At 67.1% G+C, this 15,399-nt stretch carries 13 protein-coding genes and 2 tRNA genes; 6 read left to right on the plus strand and 9 right to left on the minus strand.

What is annotated here, in order from left to right:
* The first annotated feature begins 17 nt into the window (after positions 1 to 17).
* The gene (locus ACO1BU_RS17510; protein ID WP_424137257.1) at positions 18 to 1,040 is read left to right on the plus strand and encodes an alpha/beta hydrolase; all 1,023 of its coding nucleotides are present in this window, start codon (positions 18 to 20) and stop codon (positions 1,038 to 1,040) included.
* 35 nt (positions 1,041 to 1,075) lie between these two features.
* Here the strand turns inward: ACO1BU_RS17510 and ACO1BU_RS17515 are convergent, their stop codons facing one another.
* Together ACO1BU_RS17515 and ACO1BU_RS17520 are read right to left on the minus strand one after the other, a co-directional pair.
* Positions 1,076 to 2,065, minus strand: coding sequence for a Bug family tripartite tricarboxylate transporter substrate binding protein (locus ACO1BU_RS17515; protein WP_424137258.1), 990 nt, complete (start codon positions 2,063 to 2,065; stop codon positions 1,076 to 1,078).
* A gap of 302 nt (positions 2,066 to 2,367) precedes the next feature.
* Positions 2,368 to 3,354 carry a Clp1/GlmU family protein gene (locus ACO1BU_RS17520; RefSeq protein WP_424137259.1) on the minus strand — a complete coding sequence of 329 codons (987 nt, stop codon included), beginning with the start codon at positions 3,352 to 3,354 and terminating at the stop codon, positions 2,368 to 2,370.
* 250 nt (positions 3,355 to 3,604) lie between these two features.
* Here ACO1BU_RS17520 and ACO1BU_RS17525 point away from each other — a divergent pair, with 250 nt between their 5' ends.
* Both ACO1BU_RS17525 and ACO1BU_RS17530 read left to right on the plus strand, forming a co-directional pair.
* Positions 3,605 to 4,237 carry a MarC family protein gene (locus tag ACO1BU_RS17525; RefSeq protein ID WP_424137260.1) on the plus strand — a complete coding sequence of 211 codons (633 nt, stop codon included), beginning with the start codon at positions 3,605 to 3,607 and terminating at the stop codon, positions 4,235 to 4,237.
* Between the two features lie 125 nt (positions 4,238 to 4,362).
* Positions 4,363 to 5,247, plus strand: coding sequence for an amidohydrolase family protein (locus tag ACO1BU_RS17530; RefSeq protein WP_424137261.1), 885 nt, complete (start codon positions 4,363 to 4,365; stop codon positions 5,245 to 5,247).
* Between the two features lie 51 nt (positions 5,248 to 5,298).
* Here ACO1BU_RS17530 and ACO1BU_RS17535 read toward each other — a convergent pair whose 3' ends face one another.
* The 6 genes from ACO1BU_RS17535 to ACO1BU_RS17560 all read right to left on the minus strand — a co-directional run bounded on the left by ACO1BU_RS17535 (position 5,299) and on the right by ACO1BU_RS17560 (position 10,212).
* On the minus strand, positions 5,299 to 6,294 hold the full coding sequence (locus ACO1BU_RS17535; protein ID WP_424137262.1) for a dienelactone hydrolase family protein: 996 nt from the start codon (positions 6,292 to 6,294) through the stop codon (positions 5,299 to 5,301).
* A gap of 121 nt (positions 6,295 to 6,415) precedes the next feature.
* Entirely contained in the window at positions 6,416 to 6,880 is a 465-nt protein-coding gene (locus ACO1BU_RS17540) for a nuclear transport factor 2 family protein (protein ID WP_424137263.1), read from the minus strand.
* A 151-nt stretch (positions 6,881 to 7,031) separates the two neighbouring features.
* Positions 7,032 to 7,466: a secondary thiamine-phosphate synthase enzyme YjbQ gene (locus ACO1BU_RS17545; RefSeq protein ID WP_424137264.1), complete on the minus strand. Its 435-nt coding sequence runs from the start codon at positions 7,464 to 7,466 to the stop codon at positions 7,032 to 7,034.
* Between the two features lie 760 nt (positions 7,467 to 8,226).
* Positions 8,227 to 8,300: transfer RNA gene (locus tag ACO1BU_RS17550), tRNA-Arg, on the minus strand.
* Positions 8,301 to 8,834: 534 nt separating this feature from the next.
* Positions 8,835 to 8,911, minus strand: a tRNA-Arg gene (locus tag ACO1BU_RS17555).
* A gap of 62 nt (positions 8,912 to 8,973) precedes the next feature.
* Positions 8,974 to 10,212, minus strand: coding sequence for a glycoside hydrolase family 108 protein (locus tag ACO1BU_RS17560; protein WP_424137265.1), 1,239 nt, complete (start codon positions 10,210 to 10,212; stop codon positions 8,974 to 8,976).
* A gap of 136 nt (positions 10,213 to 10,348) precedes the next feature.
* On the opposite strand from ACO1BU_RS17560, the gene aptA reads away from it, so the two are divergent.
* Together aptA and ACO1BU_RS17570 are read left to right on the plus strand one after the other, a co-directional pair.
* A complete protein-coding gene (gene aptA, locus ACO1BU_RS17565) occupies positions 10,349 to 11,677 on the plus strand; it encodes an omega-aminotransferase AptA (RefSeq protein WP_424137266.1) in 1,329 nt (442 codons plus the stop codon).
* Positions 11,678 to 11,892: 215 nt separating this feature from the next.
* A complete protein-coding gene (locus ACO1BU_RS17570; protein ID WP_424137267.1) occupies positions 11,893 to 13,887 on the plus strand; it encodes an AI-2E family transporter in 1,995 nt (664 codons plus the stop codon).
* A 28-nt stretch (positions 13,888 to 13,915) separates the two neighbouring features.
* Here the strand turns inward: ACO1BU_RS17570 and ACO1BU_RS17575 are convergent, their stop codons facing one another.
* On the minus strand, positions 13,916 to 14,278 hold the full coding sequence (locus ACO1BU_RS17575; protein ID WP_424137268.1) for a plasmid stabilization protein: 363 nt from the start codon (positions 14,276 to 14,278) through the stop codon (positions 13,916 to 13,918).
* A 148-nt stretch (positions 14,279 to 14,426) separates the two neighbouring features.
* On the opposite strand from ACO1BU_RS17575, the gene ACO1BU_RS17580 reads away from it, so the two are divergent.
* Positions 14,427 to 15,398 carry a CobW family GTP-binding protein gene (locus ACO1BU_RS17580; RefSeq protein WP_424137269.1) on the plus strand — a complete coding sequence of 324 codons (972 nt, stop codon included), beginning with the start codon at positions 14,427 to 14,429 and terminating at the stop codon, positions 15,396 to 15,398.
* Position 15,399 lies beyond the last annotated feature (1 nt).

A 15,399-nucleotide genomic window follows, 5' to 3' on the forward strand; every position in this document is an offset into this window, starting at 1 on the left:
TCGCGAAGGACGCCATGATGCTCCGCCGCCTCGCCCCGGCTGCCCTGTCTGTTGCCCTGGCCATTGCCGCACCCCAGCCGCCCGGCTGGGCAGCCGAGACAGTCGCTGCCCGTATCGCTTACGAGGAGATGCCCCGGCCCGACGGCCTGCCGCAAAGCTTCCAGCCGGCAGCCACGGCAACCCTGCGCTTCCTCGGGATCACGGCAATCGACGGCAACCGCGTCGATGCCGCGCTCTGGGAGCCTCGGGACCGGCGGCCGGCCGAGACGACACTCGTTATCACCGTCCATGGCAGCGGAGACAACTTCGCGCACGCGCCCGCCGACGCGCTGGGCCGCGGCCTTTCCGCCGGGGGCCGAGCCGTGCTTTCCATCAGCACGCGCCAGCATGATGATCGGGTGAACACGGAGAACTTCTTCGACGTCCGCCGCGACATCGAGGCCGCGGTGATGACGGCCCGCTCCCTCGGCTATCGCCGCCTGGTGCTGTCCGGTCATTCGCTCGGAAATATCCAGGTGCAGTTCTATGCCGCGACGGACTGGTCGGCCGACATCCAAGGCGTGATGCTGCTTGGCGCCTTCGCTAATCTGCCCTGGAAGACGCGCAACATCCTCATGCAGGATGAGCCGGGTTACCACAGGCTTAACCAAACGGCGCGATCGATGCTGCGCGAGGGCCAGCTGACGGAGCGGCTGCCGGAGCCGATGGGCTTCTATACCGGCCAGCGCGTGCCGGTGACGGCGCAGCACTTTCTCACCTACCGCTCGGATGCGGCGAGCGTGGCAGACGGCACCTTCTGGATTCGTCGCATTCCGAAGCCGGTTCTGATCGTGCGGGATGCGGCGGATGCGGTGATCCAGCCTTTCGAGCCGCACATGCTGCTCTCCGCAGCCAGTGCGGAAGGATCTTTGGTCCAGGGAATCCGCTTCGCCCTGTTGCCCAACGACCGTCCACCCACACTGGCCGCGCATTATTTTCCGGACACGGCCGACAAGCTGGTCGAGGCTGTCAGCGCCTGGATGAGCGAAAAAGGTCTCTAGAAAAGAGGCCGGCCGATCACCGGCCCCGATCCAATCTAGTCCAGCGTCGCGCCCGAGATTTGAACGGCTTCCCGCCACACCGGCAGGTCAGCCTCCAGCCGCGCCGCCATTTCAGCGGGGCTGTTGCAGACGGGATCAACGCCCAGGCGGCTGAGCGCGCTACGGAAACCGGCATCCTCGCAGGCCGGGCGCAGCGTTTCGGCCAGACGGGCGATGATCGCGGGCGGCGTGCCCGCAGGGGCTGAGATGCCATTCCAGGTTTCGGTGACGACACCGTTGACACCCTGTTCCGTCACGGTCGGCACGTCCGGCAACTCCGGGATGCGCGCGCGGCCGGATGTCGCGATCAGGCGCACCGCGCCGCCCTGTGTCTGCGGCACCACTTCGGCCGGATTGCCGAAATAGGCGACCACGCGGCCGGCCAGCAGATCCTGCACCGCCAACCCGCCGCCACGATAGGGAACATGCTGCATCTCGACGCCAGCCCTGCGCAGAAGAAGCGCCATGGTCAGATGACTGCCCGATCCATTTCCGGCGGAACCGTAATTCAGTCCGCCTTTCTCCCGCGCGGCCAACGCAATGAACTCGCGCAGGTTGGAAACACCGAGCCGCGCCGGAACGGCCAGCGCAAATGGATTGCTGGCGACGATGGTGACCGGCGCGAAGCTGCGGACCGGATCGTAGCGCACGCTCGTGAGCGCAGGCAGAACCGCGAGTTGGGAGGCGCTGGCGACCAGCAGCGTGTAGCCATCCGGACGGCTGCCGGCGACGAGTTCGGCGGCGATAGTGCCGTTGCCGCCACTGCGGTTCTCGACCACCACCGGCTTGCCGAGGCGCGCGCCCAGCCATTCGGCGCTGAGCCGCCCGATGCTGTCCGTCACGCCGCCGGGCGCAAAGGGCACGACGAGGCGAATGGGCCGATCCGGCCAGGCCTCCTGCGCCCGTGCCGCACCGAGCGACGCCATGACCGCGATCTGGGTGATCACGGCAAGGGCCATGCGCCGGCCTGAAATCAAACGCGCCATCTTTCTCCCCCATCGTCAGACCGCGTGCCTGCCCGGCGAGCAAGATCCGTTCCCCGGGATTACACGGGAACATTGCGCTGAATCAGGAGGGCATGCCCGCACGATCCTGCAACGCTGAAAACGAATCGCCTAATGATCGGCCCAGTCAGCTACAATACGTATCTATTCTGGAGTGCTGGTCCACGGAAGGGCTTGTGGCAGATCTGCTCCGGTTGCGAGCGATCTGCGGAACCTTTCAAGGCAGCTCCCACCCGCTGAATTCGTGGCCTGACCAGCATAGGCAGGCCTCGTCCCGACGCGTGTCAGGATGTGCTGGGCGACGATTCTCCGGAGTCTGGTTTGTGGGCCTCGTCACCGCTTCCCGATCCGGCCCTACCGCAATCGCCGCTTCCTCCACCGCGCCCGGGAACGCGCCCCTGCTCCGCCCAGTCCTGATCGAGACTGAGCAGGCCCCAGCGGAGGCCAGCAACCGCCCGGACTGGCCTCGGCCCCCGAAGCAACACGTTTCCGGCAGCGTCGTGGTGAAGGACCAGCGACAATGCGAGGTCACGCCCGTCCTCATCCATCAGGGCAACCAGGCGTCCCGGGGAGGGAAGCGCTTCGCCGTCCTCAGATTGAAGATGCAGCTTCCTGATTGGCAACGGCCACACCGGGGTGGCGTCGAAATAGGCGTGGAACGCCGCGCGCCGCAGGGCTCGCCTTTCACCCTCCCCCTTCCGGCGCGCGAGAGGCGGCCGGGCCAGGCGGAGCATGGCCGTCGCGGCGTGGTCGCCGAGCACCGCGTCCAGTTCCGGCTTCTCGCCGATCGCGACCAGGAGATCGGGCCGGAGGGCACTGATCAGGGCCGCCTTGAGGCGCCGCCCCGGCCCGCGGAGCAGGCCACAGGTGTTGATGACGGTCAGTTCCGCCTGTGCCGCTGCCGCCAGCGAGGCCGAGCCGGCGACCAGCCGCGACCAGCCACGCAGCGGCTCCACCGCCCCGATGAAGACGAGGGCCGACAGGACCACCGCACCGCCACCGGTCGCATATCCAAGCGTCACACAGGCCGGGGGCCCGACCTGCTTCTGGCCGGGATCGGTGTCCAGAAGGACGGCACGGCGGGACGCCTTTGCCACCTGGGAGAGGACGGCGCCACAGAAGGTGCTCTTCCCCGCATCGGCGGCACCAAGCACCAGGACCCGACGGAAGTCGCCGGCGAGGATGGATGAGATAGCCGCTTGCCAGTCCGGCGGCATCTCAACCGGGCCGGCTGGTATGCCCCCGCTCGAAGCCAGAGTGCTGCTGTTCATCGCTCCCTCGATCATGGCTCGCCCTGATCGGGCAGCGGAACGTCGGGCAGGACAGGAGCGGTTCGGCTTTCAACTCCACCCGTCCCAGAACGGCGGCCCGGGCGCGCCATAGACTTGCTCTTGATGGCCCTGCATTCCCATCCTCCTCGCCTGTGAGCACCGGAAGGAAGCACGCATTGCCTGACCAGAAGCGAGCGAGTTCGATTCATCATCGCCATTCAACGCGGCACCGCGTTGTCCCGAATAACCGATGAACGCCGATCTCCTTCTTTCCACCCTCGTCACCCTTCTCGTGACCGTGGATCCCGTCGGTCTTGCCCCCATCTTTCTGTCACTGACGGATGGAATGACAGCGCGGGAGCGCCGGATCATCGCGCTCCGGGCCACCGTCATCGCCGTCGGCATTCTCACCTTCTTTGTATTCCTCGGTCAGCCTTTGCTGCACTGGCTGGGAATAGGCCTGCCAGCCTTCCGGATCGGGGGTGGGCTGCTCCTTTTCTGGATCGCCTTCGAGATGGTCTTCCAGCACCGGACCGAGCGAAAGCAGGAGGCGGCAACGGCCGCTGTCCACCTTGATCATGTGCGCGACGTGGCTGCCTTCCCGCTGGCGATTCCGCTCATGGCCGGACCCGGCGCCATCACCGCGGTCATCCTGCTCGCTTCGCGGAGCAATGGGGACGTCCTGGCGATCGCGTCACTCCTGCTCCTTGTCTGCATCGTGGCCCTGGCCTGCCTCGTCGTCTTCATGGCGGCGGAGAGGATTTCCGGAATTCTTGGCAGAACAGGCAGCATCGTGCTGACCCGGCTGCTCGGGGTTCTCCTGACCGCCCTTGCGGTGCAGTTCGTCGTCGATGGGATCAGAGCCCTGCTGGCGAGTTCCTGAGCACGCCAGCAGCCGCGCTCTCTCGGTTCGCCCCTTTCATTCAGGCTGAAGTCCAGCGATGGACAGGGAAGGCCAGGGCATCCGGACTCGAGCCAGGATGATCCTCGCGGACGGGAGAGAACGGCATGGAAGCAATCATCGACGCGCATCATCACATCTGGGCGCTGGCACGGGTTCCCTGGCTCTTGGGCCCGCCCGTGCCACGGATCTTCGGCGAGTATGGCGCGCTGCGGCGGGACTATGGGGCGGCGGAATTCGTGGAGACGGTGAGGCGCCGTGGGGTGGTGCAGTCCGTCTACATCCAGCTCAACGTGGCGCCCGACGAGGAAGTGGCCGAGGTGGAGTGGGTGAAGGCCCAGGCCACGGAGCAAGGCTTCCCCATGGCGATCGTCGGCTATGCCGATCTGTCCAGGCCGGATGTGGCGGTGGTGCTGGACCGGCAGATGGCGCTAGGCCCCATTGCCGGCATCCGGCAGCAACTCCATTGGCATGAGAAGCCGCTCTACCGCTTCGCCGCCCGGCCCGACATCATGAATGACGCCCCATGGCGTGCCGGCTTGGCCGAGGTGACACGCCGCGGCCTGACCTTCGACCTCCAGATCTTCCCGGGGCAGATGGCGGACGCGCTGCAGCTCGTCCAGGACTTCCCGGAAACACGCTTCATCCTGGAGCATGCCGGCATGCTCCAGGATCGCAGCCCGGAGGGTTGGGCCCAGTGGCGGGCGGGCATGCGCGCCCTAGCAGGCTGCCCGAACATCGTCAGCAAGGTCTCCGGCCTCGGTACCTTCGAGCGCGCCTGCTCGGTGGATCTGTGGAAGCCGGTGGTGGAGGAGACGCTGGCGATCTTCGGCCCCGAGCGTTGCCTCTATGGCAGCAACTACCCTATCGAAATGCTCTGGACGAGCTATGACCAGCTTCTGGATGTGATGCTGCAATGCCTGTCCGGCCTCACCGGCGCGGAGCGGCGCAGCGTGCTGCACGACACGGCCAAGGCCATCTACCGGCTGTAAGCGCCGCTTTCCGGCCGCGGGCGCGTTGGCACGCGCCCGGGCTATGGGCAGTCAGCGCGGCAGCGTCTCGGTCAGGAAGGCCCGGACATTGGCGCGGACGGCGGCACCATCGGCCGGGTCATGGCCGGTATGGGCGCCGATGGCGACGCAGGCGGAGCTTTTCTGGACGAAAGGGTCATTCGTGCCAGCTAGGTTGATGGTGCCGTTCGCCCCCTCCTCCATCCGGCAATTGCGGGTGCTCTGGGCATTGGCCACGGTCACCAGGGCCGGTATGGCAGGGTTGTCGAAGCTGTGCTGGCCGTTCGGGTATTCGGTCAGCGTCGCATCGGCGCCCGCGGCACGCAGGCGCTCCACATACTCACGGCAGGGCGCGATCGAGACATAGTCATCCGCCACGCCGTGATGCAGGCGGATGGGCACACGGGCCACCTGCGTATCGCCCTCGTAGCGGACATTGCAGGGGGTGTAGAGGCCGATATGGGCGGCGAAGCGGTTCTGCGGACTTCCACACAGACCGCGGAAGCGCTCGCTGGCCGAATAAACCGCGGCGACCGCGCCCTTGGAGAAGCCCATGACGGCGATCCGATCCGCCCGGATACGGGGATGGACGGCCAGCAGGTCCAGGGCGCGGTAGGCATCCACCATCATGGCCAGGGAGTGCAACAAGTCCTGGTCGGTGACGGTACTGGTGATGCCGCGGCCCGCGAAGCTGTCGAGGATGAAGGCGGCAATGCCGGCCTCGTTCAGTTGGCGCGCCCAGAGATCGGTGGAGCCGCTGATGCCGCCCGAGCCATGGACGAGAATGACGGCGGGCACGCGGGTCGTGGCGGGCCCAGGAGGCAGGCGGAGCTCGCCAGCCAGGGTGACCTCGGGGGCCTTGGCACCACGCAGGAAGTCCGCGCCGCCCGGGGTGCTGCTGCGGAGCGGGATGACCTCGACACGGCCCGGAAGCGCGGCGGGTGCGGGCTGCCCCAGCGCCGGGCTGCCCACAACCAGGGTGATCGCCAGCAGCGAGGCAAGGCAAAAGGCGGTGGCGCTTCGGGGCATGGTGCCGATGTCTCCTCCGGTGCCGTGACCGGTGAGCCCGGCCGGCCTTGTTGAGAGCATTCGGACACCCGCCCCGGCGGGCGTCAACTCGCCCGGAGGAAGCCCACCGCCTCACCCCACATCAGGTCTGCGGCAGGGTGAAGGCCTGCCGGGCCAGCAGACGCCAGGCGCCGGACTGCTTCTGCCAGACCTGCAGCACGCCGATGCGGATATCCACGTCGCGCCCGTTGCTGGTCTGCTGGGCCGTGAAGACGTGCCGGACGATGGCGGCATCGCCGGAAATGGCGATGGTCTGGTTGCTGAGAGTGATGGATTTGAACGGCGCCCGCCGGCTGGCAACGTTCTCGACGAACTGGGCCCGGTTCTCGACGCGTGCGCTGGAATGGCCGTAGGAGAGCTGCTCGGCGCACAAAGATTCGAGCACGCGGGCATCGGCCGACACCATTGCAGCGCGCATGGCGTCGACGGCCTGGGCCACTGCGGCCTCATCGGCCGCGGAAGCGCCCTGGCTGCCCTGCGCCAGCACGGGGCCGGCGGTGAGAACCATGCTTGTGGCAATGGCGAGGCTTCTGCGGGACTGGGACATGGCTTCCTCCGTTTAGTGGCTTTCAGGCCCGGTTATGGCGCGCCCGGAGGAAGGGTGGGCCAGGCCGGGGCGGCCGGCAACATGAGCCTTTGGCGCCGCGTGGCGGATCGGGATGGCGCCTCGTCGGCAACGGAACCGGCTCGTCCGGTGATCAGGGGCAGGCAGGCTCGCCGAGCAAATGCAGGATCAGTTCGCGCCGGTGCGGGCTGGTCCTGTGTTCGTAGAGATAGATGGCCTGCCAGGTTCCGAGCATAGGCCTGCCCGCATCCACGGGAATCGAGAGCTGGGTCTGGGTGAGCGCCGCCCGGATATGGGCAGGCATGTCATCCGGCCCCTCCTCCTCGTGCCGGTAGCGGCCATTGCCGCCTTCGGGAACAAGGCGGGCCAGGAAGGCCTCCAGATCGGTCCGGACCTCCGGGGAGGCATTCTCCTGCACCAGCAGGGAAGCCGAGGTGTGCCGGCACCAAATGGTCAGCAGGCCGGTGGCGATCCCCTGGGTGCCGGACCAGCGGCAGACCGGGCCCGTGATGTCCACCAGGCCTCGTCCGCGCGTGGTGACCTCAAGGCGAAGTAGCCGCTGCTCCAAGCCTACCCTCCCCGACCTGTCCCGAAATCCCGCGCCGCCCTAACCGGTATCACCGGGCCGCGCTCGGCGCGCCTCACGCTTTAACGACAGCGCCGGGGCAACCGTGACGAAGGCCAGGACGGCAGGGCAGCGGGGAAGGGGATGGGCTTTAGTAGGTCAGCTTTCCATCCTGGAGACGGTCAAGCCCGGAACGGTGGGCGGCAACGCTGACCCAAAGATTCAGGGCCACAAGTACGACAGTACCGAGAGCAAAAGCGAACATGCAAGGACACCCCTTTGCCTGTTCCTCCCTTCACCTGGAAATATGCTGCACCGCAGCATGGCGCTGCACAACAGAAACCCTTAGGGCCAGGCAAGCGCGAGCCCTCAATGTTGTATTTCTACATCATCCGGGTGTGCCGCTGCGGCCATGCGCGACAGTTCAGGAGCACAACCCGCCCCGCATTCAGAGAATGCGGCAACGGATAACCTTGCGCCTCCGGCCGGGATCAGCGGGGAGCCGGTCCCCGTCCCAACGCCAGCTCGGCCGCCGCATAAGCCTCCTCGGCACTGCGATAGCCGCTCGGTCCTGTCTTGAAGGTTTCGTCGTCCCTGGTCAGCCGCCAACCCCAGCCTTTTGTTCCTGGTCCTCTACGCTCAACCACGATCTCGGCAGCGGGCGAAGTCGGCAGAAAGTGAGGGCGGATAGTCATAGGGTCCAGATCAGGTCCACGCTCGCTCCGTGGCCCGGAGCGGGAAAGCCTTTAACTCTACGAAAATGTGGCGGACCCGATACGATTCGAACGTACGACCTTTGCCTTCGGAGGGCTGGCGTAAGTTCTACCTGCACGGTCCCGCACGGCGCTGGCCTGATATCTTCTCCAGTTTCCAGATGCAAGTGACTCAAACCGTTGGCCTGTATAGCGACTTGGCCGAGGTCACAGGTCCGAAGCGCCTCGGGATCATCATGGCCCTGACAGTAGAGGGCTGGAGATGAGGCTACTGCTCGAGGTCGGCCCCTAAGAGTCGCGGGTTCGTGCGTCAGGAACTTGGTGGTCTTGGTTCCCCAAGATTAGGCTGCGGGAACGGCGCCCTGCTCAGCTTCAATCTCGCGCCGAATGCCGAGGACCTTGGTCGGTGATACGCCGGTCAGGCGCGCAGTTTCGCGAATGCCCCGCCCCTCGGCGGCGACCCGGACGCGCGTGGTGGCAGCGGCAGGCAACGCAGGCCGACCAAGACGCACCCCGGCCGCCGACGACTCGATTGGAAGGGCCGCGATCAGGAGGGCAGCGCTGGCCAGCCCAGGCAACACCCTGACGAGCCGCTTACTATTCGCTTGCTGGGAGGCTGCTGAAGTCGGGCACTTCTGGAACCAAGTGCCTAAAAAACTGGCGGACCCGATACGATTCGAACGTACGACCTTTGCCTTCGGAGGGCAACGCTCTATCCAGCTGAGCTACGGGTCCGTGCCCTTCCTTTAGCCCGGCTGCGCGCCGGGGAAAACCCCCCGCGCGCAGCCGGCCATCGATCAGGCGACCATCGGCACCGGGATGACCTCCGCCGACATGGCCAGGGCCGCCTGCCGCGTCTGATCCACCCGCCGGGTCCAGCCGCGCCCGAAGGTCGGGAAGCTCTCCAGTCCCTTGTAATAAGCCATTCGTCCCTCAGCCAGCCGCGTGATCAGGTCCGATGGCCGGCACGCCTGCACGGAGGCCAGGGTAATCGGCCCGACCGCCCCATCCGCCGTGACCCCCGCGCTGCGCTGGAGCAGCCGCACGCTGCGGCCCGGCCCGGCATTCACCCCGAAATCGAACACCATCAGGTCGATACCTGCGGGCAGATCGGCGCAGCGCATCGGGATCCAGTAGCGGGCGCGATAGATCTCGCGCGCCTCGGCGCGGGTCAGCGCCCGGACATCCTCTTCCGTGACCTCAGCGTCCCGGAACTCCGACAGGGTACGCTGCGTGATGCCCAAATTGGTGGCGCCACCCGGGTCGGCCGGGTTGTTCACGAAGCCGCCCTCCGCCGCCAGCACCCGGTCCAGGCAGGCGTCGAAGCGGTCCTCGGCCGAAAGGGCCGCCGGCCGGGGCGTGGAGAGCAGGGAGACCGGCCGCAGCGCGGAGACAGGCGCCGCCTCCCGCAGAGTCGCCATGGCGGTCTGAACATGCTGCGCCTGGGCATCCTGCAGCCGCCCCACAATCGCGTCCTTATCGCGGGCCGACTGGGAGGAGCCGATCCAGAAGTTCACCACCGCCGCGAAGGCTGCCCCCAGCGCGCCAACGGTGATGTTGATGACGCTGGCCACCTGCGGGTCGAAGCGTGGCGCCCCGCCCGGCCCGGCATCCAACGTAACCAGCAGGATCAGCACCGCGAAGAAGCCCAGCACCACCAGGGTCGAGACCGTCGCCGGCCCCCAGGCCAGGCGGCTGCCGCCGCGCAGCATCTCGGCCATGCTGGCGCGGGCGGATTGCGTGTCGGACAGGGTGGCGCGCAGCGTGTCCAGCTCCGCGCTACGTTGGCTGGCCGCCTGCGCGGCCGAAAGACGCTCGCCGTCCAGCGCAATCTCCGCAAGGCGGATGCGGAGGGCATTGGCCTTCTCCGCATCGGCGGCGAGGGCGGCGCGGGCCGCGGCGGGATCCTCGGTGCCGGTGGCCTGGCGGACGGCCTCCGCCACTGTTCCGGCCACAGTACCGGCGCGGTCCCCCGCTATCAGTCGCACGATCTCCGGCGCCAGGGAGGCCGCGATGGCGATGAGAGGAAAGGCCATGGATGGATTCCTGCCAAAGAACGAAACAGGAACATAAACCAAGGTCAGATAGGAAATCAAGCCTTTCCTCCAGGCCGCCTTGTTCTGGCCACCCCGGATCGGCCATGCTGGCGCCCTGCCCAAAGGTGCCCTGCCGATGAACGAGATGTCTCCCTCGCGTCCGAACAACCTCGATTCGTTCTGGATGCCGTATTCCGACAACCGCTACTTCAAGCAGAACCCGCGCATGCTCGCGCGGGCCGAGGGCATGTCCTACTACACGCCCGAAGGGCGGGAGATCCTGGACGGCACGGCCGGCCTCTGGTGCTGCAATGCCGGCCATGGCCGAAAGGAGATCGTCGAGGCGATCCAGAAGCAGGCGGCGGTGATGGATTTCGCGCCGACCTTCCAGCTCGGCCACCCCATCGCCTTCGAGGCGGCGGCACGCGTGGCCGAGATGACGCCGGACGGCGTGGATAAGGTGTTCTTCACCAATTCGGGGTCGGAGAGCGCGGATACGGCGCTGAAGATCGCGCTGGCCTATCACAAGGCCCGCGGCCAGTCCTCCCGCGTACGCCTGATCGGACGGGAGCGCGGCTATCACGGCGTGGGCTTCGGCGGCATGTCGGTCGGCGGCATTGGCGGCAACCGCAAGCAGTTCGGCGCCATGCTCCCCTATGTGGACCACCTGCCCCACACGCATGACCTGGCCCGCAATGCCTTCGCCAAGGGCCAGCCGGAGCACGGCATCGAGCTCGCCGACAAGCTGGAGGACCTGGTCGCGCTGCACGGCGCGGACACTATCGCGGCGGTGATGGTCGAGCCGGTGGCGGGCTCCACGGGCGTGCTCGTTCCGCCCAAGGGCTATCTGAAGCGCCTGCGCGAGATCTGCGACAAGCACGGCATCCTGCTGATCTTCGACGAGGTCATCACCGGCTTCGGCCGCCTGGGCACCGATTTCGGCGCCGAGCGCCTGGGCGTGACACCGGACATCATGACCATGGCGAAGGGCCTGACCAACGCCGCCGTGCCTATGGGCGCCGTGGCCACCACGAGCAATGTGTACGACACCGTCGTGAACGGCTCGCCGGCCGGGATCGAGCTGTTCCACGGCTACACCTATTCTGGTCATCCGCTGGCTTCGGCGGCCGCCATCGCCACCCTCGCCCTGCACCGGGAGGAGGACCTGCCCGGCCGCGCCCGCGCGATTGAACCCTATTGGGAAGAGGCCGCTCATTCGCTCCGCAGCGCACCGGGCGTGCTGGATATCCGCAATTTCGGCCTGATCGCCGGTATCGAGCTGGCCCCGCGCGAGGGCCAGCCCGGGGCCCGCGCCATGGATGTGTTCCGCAAGTGCTTCGATGACGGCGTGCTGGTGCGCGTGACGGGCGACATCGTTGCCCTCTCTCCGCCGCTGATCGTGGAGAAGCCGCATGTGGACCGGCTGATGGGCACGCTGAGCGACGCGATCCACGCGATCGCCTGAGCAAAATGCCTTGGGGGAGAAGGAACTTCTCCCCCAAGGCCCCTCATCATGTTTTCCCGGGTTGGAGACGTGCCGGGATGCTGGCTCGGACCGGGAGCCGGAACGTCGGCTCCGTTTATCAGACCAGCATCATCACAACGTAAATCAACCGCACGCACGAAACCGGGCACGGCGCGTTTTATGGCCTCCTGAACCTGGAGCCTGGCCCGCCGCCCATGAGTACCACCACCTTGCCGGATCCACCTCCGCCGGCCCCGGTCCAGCCTCCCTCCAGCCCCGAAATGGCGCATCTGCTGACCGTCGTGGTTTGCGTCGTCACGGTCGCCGGCCTCTATCTGGCGCGCGAGGTGCTGATCCCGATCACGCTCGCCATTCTCCTTTCCTTCGTATTGGCGCCCGTCGCCGGCCTGCTCCGGCGTCTCAGGCTGCCGCGCGTTCCCGCCGTCTTGCTGTCCGTCGTGCTGGGGCTGGGCGTCATCCTGCTGATCGGCAGCATCATCGGCGTGCAGATCGCGAGCCTCGCCCGCGATGCCCCGCGCTATCAGAGCGCTATCCAGCAGAAGGTGGAGACGGCTCAGGGTGTCATCTTCGGGCGCATCAGCGAGTTCTCCCGCCGCCTGAACAACGAGGCCACACCCCAGGCACCGGCCGAGGCCCCTGCCGCGGCTCATCCGGCCCCCAGCGCCCCACCGGCGCTGCCCGGCGCCGAGGGCGACCGGCGGCCCGTGCCTGTGGAGATCAAGCAGGCCGAATCGTCGCAGCTCGAGTTGGTCCGCCGCTTCGTCTCACCCGTGCTTGGCCCGCTGGAAACGACTTTCATCGTCTTTATCGTGGCCGTCTTCGTGCTGCTGCAGCGGGAGGATCTGCGCGACCGGTTGATTCGCCTGTTCGGGTCGGACGACCTTCACCGCACGACCGAGGCGCTGGACGAGGCCGGGCGGCGGCTCAGCAAGTACTTCCTGGCCCAGCTGACGGTGAATGGCTCCTTCGGGGTGCTGATCACCATCGGCCTGTTCCTGATCGGCGTGCCCAGCCCCATCGTCTGGGGCATCCTGGCCGCTCTGTTCCGCTTCGTGCCCTATATCGGCTCCATCTTGGCTGCCGCCCTGCCCGTGGTATTGGCCGCGGGCGCGGAACCCGGCTGGTCCATGGTGATCTGGACCGCCGCCCTCTTCCTGATCACCGAGCCGATCATCGGCCAGGTGGTCGAGCCCATGGTGTATGGCCACAGCACTGGCCTCTCGCCAGTTTCGGTGATTGTCGCCGCCATCTTCTGGACCTGGCTCTGGGGTCCGATCGGCCTGATCCTGGCCACCCCCCTCACCCTCTGCCTTGTGGTGCTCGGGCGGCATGTGAAGCGGCTGGAATTCCTCGACGTCATGCTGGGCGACCGGCCCGCCCTGACACCCGTCGAGAATTTCTACCAACGCATCCTGGCCGGCGACGCGGATGAGGCGCTGGCCCAGGCGGAGACACTGCTGCAGGACCGCTCGCTCTCCTCCTATTACGACGAGGTGGCGCTGAAAGGCCTGCGCATGGCCGCGAAGGACGCAGAGCGCGGCGTGCTGCGGCCGGAGCGGCTGGAGCTTATCCGAATTGCCGTCGCCGGCCTGGTGAATGATCTGGCTGACACGCCGGACCGGGATCCCCCGGAGAAGGCGCCCTCGACCGAAACGACCGTCTCCGAGAAGGCCCTGCCGAGGGAGCCCGCCCCCGACATTCTCCTGCCGCCGCGGGGGGAACGTCCGGGGACCTGGTCGTCCGAAACGCCAGTGTTGTGCCTGGCTGGGCGCGGGCCGCTGGATGAGGCTGCCTCGGCCATGCTGGCGCAGCTTCTGATCAAGCATGGCATCGGCGCGCGCGCCGTGCCGCATGAAGCCAGTTCGCGGGAGCAGGTGAGAAATCTCGACACGACCGGGGTCGCGATGGTCTGCATCTCCTATCTCGATATCTCCGGCAGCCCCGCGCATTTGCGCTATCTGCTGCGCCGCTTGCGGCAGCGCATGCCGGGCGTGCCGCTGCTGGTGGGGCTGTGGCCGGAAGGCGAGGCGGTGCTGACCGATGCCGCCCAGGCCAAGGCGGTCGGGGCGGATCACTACACCTCGTCGCTCTACGGGGCGGTGACCCAGTGCCTGAAGGTTGCTGCCGCCGGGGCGCAGGATCCCGCCACGGCGAAGGCGGTGATGGAGAAGAGGCCGCTTCCGGGTTAGGTGCGTACCGCGGAACGGCTGGGGCTGGTCAGTCCTTCTTCGCCTCGGCGTTCCGCTTGCGGGTGGCGGCTGCCTTCCGGGCGGAGGCGGAGCGCTGCTCGGGGGTGCGGGTCGCTGCCGCCTTCCTTGCCGAAGCCGAGCGCAGAGCCGCGGGCCGTTGCGCGCTGGCCGCCCCGCCCCGCTTACCGCCGGTCTTTGAGGGCTGGGTGTTCATGGCCTTGCCGCGGCCCGAGCCGCTCTTTTTCCCACCGCCCGTCTCCTTGTTAACAGTGGCCCAGGCCCGCCGCTCGGCCTCATCCTCGGATACGCCGCGCTTCTCGTAGCCCTCCTCGATATGCTCTGCCATGCGCTTCTGCTTGCCGGTGTAGGCGGACTTATCGCCACGGGGCATCGGACCGGACCTCCTCGCGTGATGGTGTCCGGAACAACGTGGGAACCCCGGGCCGGTTCACCCCCCCATGGCCCGGCGCCCGGCCGATACCATATAACACGCCGACCAAACCGAACTCCCCTCCCCCGAGGGCACGCAGGGCACATCCATGTCTGAAACCGTCCCGACCCCCGTCACCGTCCTCACCGGCTATCTCGGTGCCGGCAAGACGACCCTCCTCAACCGCATCCTGACCGAACAGCACGGCCGCAAATTCGCGGTGGTGATCAATGAGTTCGGCGAAATGGGCGTGGACCAGGACCTCGTCATCGATGCCGATGAGGAAGTCTTCGAGATGAACAACGGCTGCATCTGCTGCACCGTGCGCGGGGACCTGATCCGCATTCTCGGCGGATTGATGCGGCGCAAGGATAAGTTCGACGGCATTATCGTCGAGACCACCGGCCTGGCGAACCCCGCCCCGGTCGCCCAGACCTTCTTCGTCGATGAGGACGTCAAGCGTGCCACGCGGCTGGATGCCATCGTCACCGTGGTGGACGCCAAGCACCTGCTGACCCGCCTGGGTGACAGCCCCGAGGCCGAGGAGCAGGTCGCCTTCGCCGACGTGATCGTGCTGAACAAGATGGACCTCGTGACCAACGAGGAGGCCGATGAGGTCGAGCGCCGCATCCGCGCCATCAACCCGACCGTCGAGATCCGCCGCGCCACCAAGTCCAACGTACCGCTGGACGCCGTGATCGGCCGCGATGCCTTCAGCCTGGACCGCATCCTGGCGCGCGAGCCCGAGTTCCTTTCGGGCGATGACGACCACAGCCATGACAGCAATGTGCAGTCGGTCTCCTTCGAGCTGGACAGGCCGGTGGACCCCGAGAAGTTCAATGCCTGGATCGGCGAGCTGCTCCAGACCAAGGGCCAGGACCTGCTGCGTACCAAGGGCATCCTGCATTACAAGGGCGACGACCGCCGCTTCGCCTTCCAGGCCGTGCACATGATCGCTGATGGCGACTACATCGGGCCATGGAAGGACGGGGACCCGCGCAAGTCCCGTATCGTCTTCATCGGCCGCGACCTGAACCGCCCCAAGCTGCGCCGCGGCTTTGAATCCACGGCGGCCGCCTGAG

It is taken from the genome of Roseomonas chloroacetimidivorans (assembly GCF_049629625.1).
Taxonomy (GTDB): Bacteria; Pseudomonadota; Alphaproteobacteria; order Acetobacterales; family Acetobacteraceae; genus Roseomonas; species Roseomonas chloroacetimidivorans.

What these genes read in the sequence shown, in the direction of transcription:
- ACO1BU_RS17510 (WP_424137257.1), top strand. Translation starts at nt 18, where the DNA reads ATGCTCCGCCGCCTCGCCCCGGCTGCCCTGTCTGTTGCCCTGGCCATT.
- ACO1BU_RS17515 (WP_424137258.1), bottom strand. Translation starts at nt 2,065, where the DNA reads ATGGCGCGTTTGATTTCAGGCCGGCGCATGGCCCTTGCCGTGATCACC.
- ACO1BU_RS17520 (WP_424137259.1), bottom strand. Translation starts at nt 3,354, where the DNA reads ATGAACAGCAGCACTCTGGCTTCGAGCGGGGGCATACCAGCCGGCCCG.
- ACO1BU_RS17525 (WP_424137260.1), top strand. Translation starts at nt 3,605, where the DNA reads ATGAACGCCGATCTCCTTCTTTCCACCCTCGTCACCCTTCTCGTGACC.
- ACO1BU_RS17530 (WP_424137261.1), top strand. Translation starts at nt 4,363, where the DNA reads ATGGAAGCAATCATCGACGCGCATCATCACATCTGGGCGCTGGCACGG.
- ACO1BU_RS17535 (WP_424137262.1), bottom strand. Translation starts at nt 6,294, where the DNA reads ATGCCCCGAAGCGCCACCGCCTTTTGCCTTGCCTCGCTGCTGGCGATC.
- ACO1BU_RS17540 (WP_424137263.1), bottom strand. Translation starts at nt 6,880, where the DNA reads ATGTCCCAGTCCCGCAGAAGCCTCGCCATTGCCACAAGCATGGTTCTC.
- ACO1BU_RS17560 (WP_424137265.1), bottom strand. Translation starts at nt 10,212, where the DNA reads ATGGCCTTTCCTCTCATCGCCATCGCGGCCTCCCTGGCGCCGGAGATC.
- aptA (WP_424137266.1), top strand. Translation starts at nt 10,349, where the DNA reads ATGAACGAGATGTCTCCCTCGCGTCCGAACAACCTCGATTCGTTCTGG.
- ACO1BU_RS17570 (WP_424137267.1), top strand. Translation starts at nt 11,893, where the DNA reads ATGAGTACCACCACCTTGCCGGATCCACCTCCGCCGGCCCCGGTCCAG.
- ACO1BU_RS17575 (WP_424137268.1), bottom strand. Translation starts at nt 14,278, where the DNA reads ATGCCCCGTGGCGATAAGTCCGCCTACACCGGCAAGCAGAAGCGCATG.
- ACO1BU_RS17580 (WP_424137269.1), top strand. Translation starts at nt 14,427, where the DNA reads ATGTCTGAAACCGTCCCGACCCCCGTCACCGTCCTCACCGGCTATCTC.